The sequence below is a fragment of the Hoeflea sp. BAL378 genome, from assembly GCF_000759435.1.
Classification (GTDB): Bacteria; Pseudomonadota; Alphaproteobacteria; order Rhizobiales; family Rhizobiaceae; genus Hoeflea.
This window is the reverse complement of sequence record NZ_JRJG01000062.1, coordinates 1-5968: the sequence shown is the minus strand read 5'-3', so window position 1 is coordinate 5968 and position 5968 is coordinate 1. Positions and strand designations below refer to the sequence as shown.

The 5968-nt window shown below is 65.1% G+C and carries 7 protein-coding genes and 1 tRNA gene; 4 read left to right on the top strand and 4 right to left on the bottom strand.

The window, feature by feature from the left end:
• Window positions 1-73: transfer RNA gene (locus tag LL06_RS14220), tRNA-Met, on the bottom strand.
• 383 nt (window positions 74-456) lie between these two features.
• Here LL06_RS14220 and LL06_RS14215 point away from each other — a divergent pair.
• Entirely contained in the window at window positions 457-1437 is a 981-nt protein-coding gene (locus LL06_RS14215; RefSeq protein WP_035528048.1) for a Gfo/Idh/MocA family oxidoreductase, read from the top strand.
• An 80-nt stretch (window positions 1438-1517) separates the two neighbouring features.
• Here LL06_RS14215 and mnmA read toward each other — a convergent pair whose 3' ends face one another.
• Window positions 1518-2708 (bottom strand): tRNA 2-thiouridine(34) synthase MnmA, encoded by a 1191-nt coding sequence (mnmA, locus tag LL06_RS14210; RefSeq protein ID WP_035528046.1) that lies wholly within the window; start codon window positions 2706-2708, stop codon window positions 1518-1520.
• 250 nt (window positions 2709-2958) lie between these two features.
• On the opposite strand from mnmA, the gene LL06_RS14205 reads away from it, so the two are divergent.
• The gene (locus tag LL06_RS14205) at window positions 2959-3234 is read left to right on the top strand and encodes a DUF1153 domain-containing protein (protein WP_007198764.1); all 276 of its coding nucleotides are present in this window, start codon (window positions 2959-2961) and stop codon (window positions 3232-3234) included.
• Window positions 3235-3369: 135 nt separating this feature from the next.
• Here the strand turns inward: LL06_RS14205 and LL06_RS14200 are convergent, their stop codons facing one another.
• Window positions 3370-3828, bottom strand: coding sequence for a paraquat-inducible protein A (locus LL06_RS14200; protein ID WP_081963975.1), 459 nt, complete (start codon window positions 3826-3828; stop codon window positions 3370-3372).
• Window positions 3829-4001: 173 nt separating this feature from the next.
• Between LL06_RS14200 and LL06_RS14195 the strand changes: the two genes are divergently transcribed.
• The gene (locus tag LL06_RS14195) at window positions 4002-4280 is read left to right on the top strand and encodes a GNAT family N-acetyltransferase (protein WP_035528036.1); all 279 of its coding nucleotides are present in this window, start codon (window positions 4002-4004) and stop codon (window positions 4278-4280) included.
• Between the two features lie 135 nt (window positions 4281-4415).
• On the opposite strand, the gene LL06_RS14190 is transcribed toward LL06_RS14195, so the two are convergent.
• Window positions 4416-4772 (bottom strand): flagellar export protein FliJ, encoded by a 357-nt coding sequence (locus LL06_RS14190; RefSeq protein ID WP_035528033.1) that lies wholly within the window; start codon window positions 4770-4772, stop codon window positions 4416-4418.
• 438 nt (window positions 4773-5210) lie between these two features.
• On the opposite strand from LL06_RS14190, the gene ctrA reads away from it, so the two are divergent.
• Window positions 5211-5912 carry a cell cycle two-component system response regulator CtrA gene (gene ctrA, locus LL06_RS14185; protein ID WP_035528030.1) on the top strand — a complete coding sequence of 234 codons (702 nt, stop codon included), beginning with the start codon at window positions 5211-5213 and terminating at the stop codon, window positions 5910-5912.
• Window positions 5913-5968 lie beyond the last annotated feature (56 nt).

The window sequence follows — 5968 nt, the reverse complement described above, 5'->3', positions numbered from 1 at the left end:
AGCGGGAGAGGGACTCGAACCCCCGACACGCGGATTATGATTCCGCTGCTCTAACCGGCTGAGCTACCCCGCCGCCAGCCGCCGATGTGATCGGGCCGGACGGGCGGCATATAAGGTGCGGGTTGCGCCGGTGTCAAGCATGCTTTGGCTTTTCCTGACGGGGTTTTTCCGCGGGGCACCGGCCATCTTGTGGAGGGCGGCCGGGCGGCTTTGTCGGAATGCCGGCCGGAGCCGCCCCCGCTCGAAGCCGCGCCGGACCGGTCGCTTCGGGGACCACTTCCGGAGCAATGCAGGCGCACACCACCCTCCCTATGAGGCCGGACCATGACGCCCGCATGACATCATGCCGCGGCTGTCTGCCGCCCGGGAGCGGCGGGGTTGCCTTGCCATGCCTGGCCATCGGGTCTAATCCGTCCTCCAAAGACCAGCAAGAAGACCAACAGGACCGACCCTGCCATGCCCAGCGCCCTCCCCTCCCAGCCCAGCCGCCCGAAGATCGCCGTCATCGGCTGCGGCTACTGGGGCTCCAACCATGCCCGCACCTTTTCCGAGCTCGGCGCGCTCTATGCCGTGTCCGACCGGCATCCCGAGCGCGCCGCGGCGCTGGCGGCGGAGCATGGCGTGGCGGCAATGGCGTTCGAGGCGGTTCTCGCCGACCCCGCCATCGACGGCGTGGTGCTGGCGCTGCCGCCGCACCATCACGCCGATCAGGCCATCGCCGTGCTCGAGGCCGGCAAGCATCTCCTGGTCGAAAAGCCGATCGCGCTTTCGGTCGCCGATGCCAGGCGGGTGGTGGAGGCGGCGCGCCGCTCCGACCGCGTCGCCATGACCGGCCATGTGCTGCGCTTCCATCCCGCCTTCGAGGCGCTGGAGGCGATGATCGCCCGGGGCGAGCTCGGCGCCGTGCGCTACATCCATTCGCACCGGGTCGGGCTCGGCAAGTTCCACGCCGAGAACGACGCGCTGTGGGACATCGCCCCGCACGACCTGTCGCTGATTCTGGCGATCACCGGGGAGAAGCCGGTCAGCGTCCGCGGCGTCGGCTCGGCGGTCCTCAACCGGCTGTCGGATTTCGCCCATCTGCACCTGCAGTTCGCCAGCGGCGTGCGCAGCCATGTCTTCGCCTCGCGGCTCAACCCCTACCGCGAACGCAAGCTCACCGTCATCGGGTCCAAGGCCATGGCGGTGTTCGACGATGTCGCGCCGTGGAACCAGAAGCTCGCGATCTACCACCACAAGGTCTGGGAGGACGACAGCGGCTGGCAGTCGGAGATGGTGGATCCCGACTATGTCGAGATTCCCGACGGCCTGCCGCTCACGCGCGAATGCGCCCATTTCCTCGACTGCATCGCCACCGGCGCCGCGCCGCGCACGCCGGTGTCGGACGGACTCGCCGTGATCGAGATCCTGTCGGAAGGCACCGTCCGCCACGACTGACGGCGCGGCCCTTCGGCCGATGCGGCAGGGATTTCACGCGGGAACGCAGGGGCCTGCGAGCCGGTCCCGTGCGGCGCGGCTCAGGCGGCCGGGCGCAGCAGGTGCGACAGCATCGCCTCGGCCACGGGCGAGCGCTCGGAGCGGTCGATGAAGCCGCCGCCCAGCACCCGCGCCTCGTCTCCGGGCGCCGAATAGAGCACGCAGGCCTGGCCCGGCGCCACGCCGGCCTCGCCTTCGACAAGCTCCACCGAGATCTCGCCGCCGGCCGCGCGCAGGATCGCCGGCCTGGGCGGCCGGGTCGAGCGCACCTTGGCGAAGCAGTCGAGCCCGTCAGGGCCGATCGCGCCGAGTTCGTCGTCGCCCAGCCAGTTGACGTCGCGCAGGATCAGCCGGCGGGTCTCGAGCGCCTCGCGCGGACCGACGATGACGCGGCGCGAACGGGCGTCGAGATGCACCACATAGAGCGGATCGCCGGTGGCCACGCCGATGCCGCGGCGCTGGCCGATCGTGTAGTGCACGATGCCGGCATGTTCGCCGAGCACGCGACCGTCGATATGGACGATCTCGCCGGCGAGCGCGGCATTGGGCCTGAGCTTTTCGATCACATGGGCGTATTTGCCCTGCGGCACGAAGCAGATGTCCTGGCTGTCGGCCTTCTTGGCGACGCCCAGGCCCATTTCCTCGGCCAGTTCGCGGGTGCGCGATTTCGGCAGGTCGCCCAGCGGAAACCTGAGATAGTCGAGCTGGTCCTGCGTGGTGGCGAACAGGAAGTAGCTCTGGTCGCGCTCCGCGTCCACCGGGCGATACAGCGCCCGTCGGCCCGGGTGCTGCGCCGAGGGATTGGGACGCGAGCGGATATAGTGCCCCGTGGCCAGCGCATCGGCGCCGAGATCGCGCGCGGTCGCCAGAAGATCGGCGAACTTGACCGTCTGGTTGCAGGCCACGCAGGGGATCGGCGTTTCGCCCAAGACATAGCTCTCGGCGAACGGATTGATCACCGCCTCGCGGAAGCGCTGCTCGTAGTCGAGCACGTAATGGGGGATCCCCAGCGTTTCGCACACCCTTCGGGCGTCGTCGATGTCCTGGCCGGCGCAGCACGAGCCCGCCCGGTGCACCGCGGCGCCGTGATCGTAGAGCTGCAGCGTCACGCCAAGCACGTCATAGCCCTCGCGGGCGAGAAGTCCCGCCACGACCGAGCTGTCCACGCCGCCCGACATGGCGACCACCACCCGCGTATCCCGCGGGTCCTTGTTGAAATCGAGAGTGTTCACTGTCTTCCCCGGCAATCAAAAGCGTTCAAGGCGCTGATCAAGCGGTTGCAAGATATCCGTTCAGGACCTGCCCTCTTTATAGGGTCTGCGGGCCGCCGCAACAAGATGCCTTGGCATTTGCGGGCGCCAGACCGCGGGCGGCGGCGCAAGGTGTGCCAAAACTTACCAAAACCTTGCCGCGCCCTTAGGCAATTTTTAAACTCGAGCCTGTAGGGTGAGGTCTTAGGTCTTGAGTGTGTAAGAGAGTCCAATGACCGATATGGTACGACCCCGCGTCAAATATGTGATCGGCCCCGACGGAAGTCCGTTGACCATCGCAGATTTGCCCCCCGCCAACACCCGCCGATGGGTGATCCGGCGCAAGGCTGAAGTGGTGGCCGCTGTCCGCGGCGGCCTTCTGAGCCTTGAGGAAGCCTGTGAGCGCTACACGCTGACGGTTGAGGAGTTCCTCTCCTGGCAGTCGTCGATCAGCGACCACGGCCTTGCCGGCCTGCGCACCACGCGCATCCAGCAATACCGGCATTGACCCCCATTCCCTGATCCCTCCCAGCCGGCGCCCGCCCGGTCCGCAAGATCTGCGGCCTTCTCCAGACATGCCTCCCTCCGCAAGGGGCGGTCCAGGCCGGGCCTCCCTGCCCGCCGCTGCGCCCGGCCGCGCCGATCATCCTCGCGCCGGCGGTCCGAGGCGTTGGGCAAGCCCGTGCGCCAAGGCTGCCGCCAGCGCCGAGCCGGCGTAGAACCACAGGCCCGGCTGGGAAAAGGCCTGGGCTATGCCGCCGGTCTTGGCGGCGACGATCACCAGCGCCACCAGGACCACGTCCATCAGCGACCAGCGGCTCAGTTGCGGCAGCAATCCGGCGGCCAGGCCGGATCGCGCCTCCATCCCCACCCCTTCGGCGGCGATGGCGATCAGCTTGACCACCGGAAAGGCGACCGAGACCAGCGCGACCACGATCGCCAGCAGCCTGTCGTCGCCCATCCACAGGGCGGCGATCACGCCCAGCAGCGAGGGTGACTGGTTGAAGAAATAGAGCGTCTCGAACCGCACCAGCGGCAGGACGATGCCCAGTCCGAAGAACAGGGACGCCAGCACCAGCGCCGCCGCAAGCATGAACCGCATTCGCACTCTCCCCGGCGCACTCTCCCCGGCGCAACCTGGCCCGGCTTCCGTCGCACCGTCGCGAAACCTCCGGTCCGGTCCGCCGCCCCCATCATTTTAGGGGCAGGCCCGGCTTGACCCGACGGGCGGATCCTCCATATCCGATTGGACGCAATTGGCAAACAGGGGACGGCATGGAGATCACCGAGGAAACCGGCCCGAGCGGCGGGCGCTATGTCGCCCGGCTCGACGGCGTCGAAGCGGAAATGACCTATTCGCGCGCCTCGCCCGAGATGATCATCATCGATCACACCGGCGTTCCCGACAGCCTGCGCGGCAAGGGTGTCGGCCAGGCGCTCGCGCTTCACGCCGTCGAGGCGGCGCGGGTGGGCGGCTGGAAGATCATCCCGCTGTGCCCCTTCTTCAAGGCCCAGGCGCGGCGCCACCAGGACTGGCGGGACGTGGTGGTCTGAAACCGGAAAGCGCCCGATTGCTGCCAATCGGGCGCGTTGCAGACTTGCTTGAACAATCACGGCTGCAGCGGTCGCGGGATCTGCTCCGCGACCGGTCAGACAGTCGGATGTCCAGCCTTGCCGTCCGAGACCCGCTCAGACCGCCCGGCTTGACCTGTGCCCGGCATCGCGCTCTTCCAGCGCGGTTGCCTTTTCGAATTCGGCTTGCGCCTCTTCGAGCGCCAGTTCCGCCGCATCGAGCTGCACCTTCAATTCACGGATCGAAGTCTGCAGGTTGTCGGCTCGCTGGCGGGCAGCCTTGGCGAAGGTAGGATAGGCGAAATGGGAAGGGTCGGTGTTGCCGGCCTTCTTCTCCTCGGCGGCGATCTGGTACTCCAGCTCGGCCGCCATCTTTTCCATTTCCGCCATCATCAGCTGGATCTGCCCAAGCTGACGGGTTTTTTCGTTAACCTGAAATTGCTTCAGGCGAACATGGCTCTCACGCGACTTCATACGCAATACTCCCGTGATGCGAGATCCCGGCTACTGAAACTCGTTGCTCCGGCACATTCGCCAGTCCCGATTTCGGAAAAATGACCACGACGTTAACTTTTCGCGCGTCGCGGTAACCTTTCGTTTACGGGCATCGTTAATAATACCGGTCATGGTTTAAGGCGGGGTAAACAGGAAACATGATTTTTCCGCCCGTCATTCCGGAGTCCTTTGAATCACTTGGGCATGTTTTTTGATGTGGTGCATCAAGAAATCTAAGTTAATTTTTGGGAATGAAATCAGGAGTATGCCAGTGAGAATTAACATTGTGATAGTGGTTGCATAACCTGATCAGAATTTGTTAACCATTCCATGGCAGCCTCCAAATCAGGCAACGACTGGATCCGTATCGCGTAAGTGGATCTCAATGACCTTGCGGCGGCGGAAAAGGGGATAAATATGCGGGTTCTACTGATCGAGGATGACAGCGCCACAGCGCAGAGCATCGAGCTGATGCTGAAGTCTGAAAGCTTCAACGTGTACACCACGGATCTGGGTGAAGAGGGCGTCGATCTCGGCAAACTTTACGACTACGACATCATTCTGCTCGATCTCAATCTGCCGGACATGTCCGGATACGAGGTCCTGCGGACGCTCAGGCTCTCGAAGGTCAAGACCCCGATCCTGATTCTGTCCGGCATGGCCGGCATCGAAGACAAGGTTCGCGGACTTGGATTCGGCGCCGACGACTACATGACCAAGCCATTCCACAAGGACGAGCTGGTGGCGCGCATCCACGCCATCGTCCGCCGCTCCAAGGGTCACGCCCAGTCGGTCATCACCACCGGCGACCTGGTCGTCAACCTCGACGCCAAGACCGTCGAAGTGGGATCGCAGCGGGTCCACCTGACCGGCAAGGAATACCAGATGCTGGAGCTGCTTTCGCTCCGCAAGGGCACGACGCTCACCAAGGAAATGTTCCTCAACCATCTCTATGGCGGGATGGACGAGCCGGAGCTGAAGATCATCGACGTCTTCATCTGCAAGCTCCGCAAGAAGCTGGCGACATCGGCCGGCGGCAAGAACTACATCGAGACCGTGTGGGGCCGCGGCTACGTGCTGCGCGAGCCGGACGAACGCGACATCCTCGAAAGCGCCTGACCCCTCCCCGTTCAGGGCTGCAGAAGACACAAAACCCGCCACATCGGCGGGTTTTT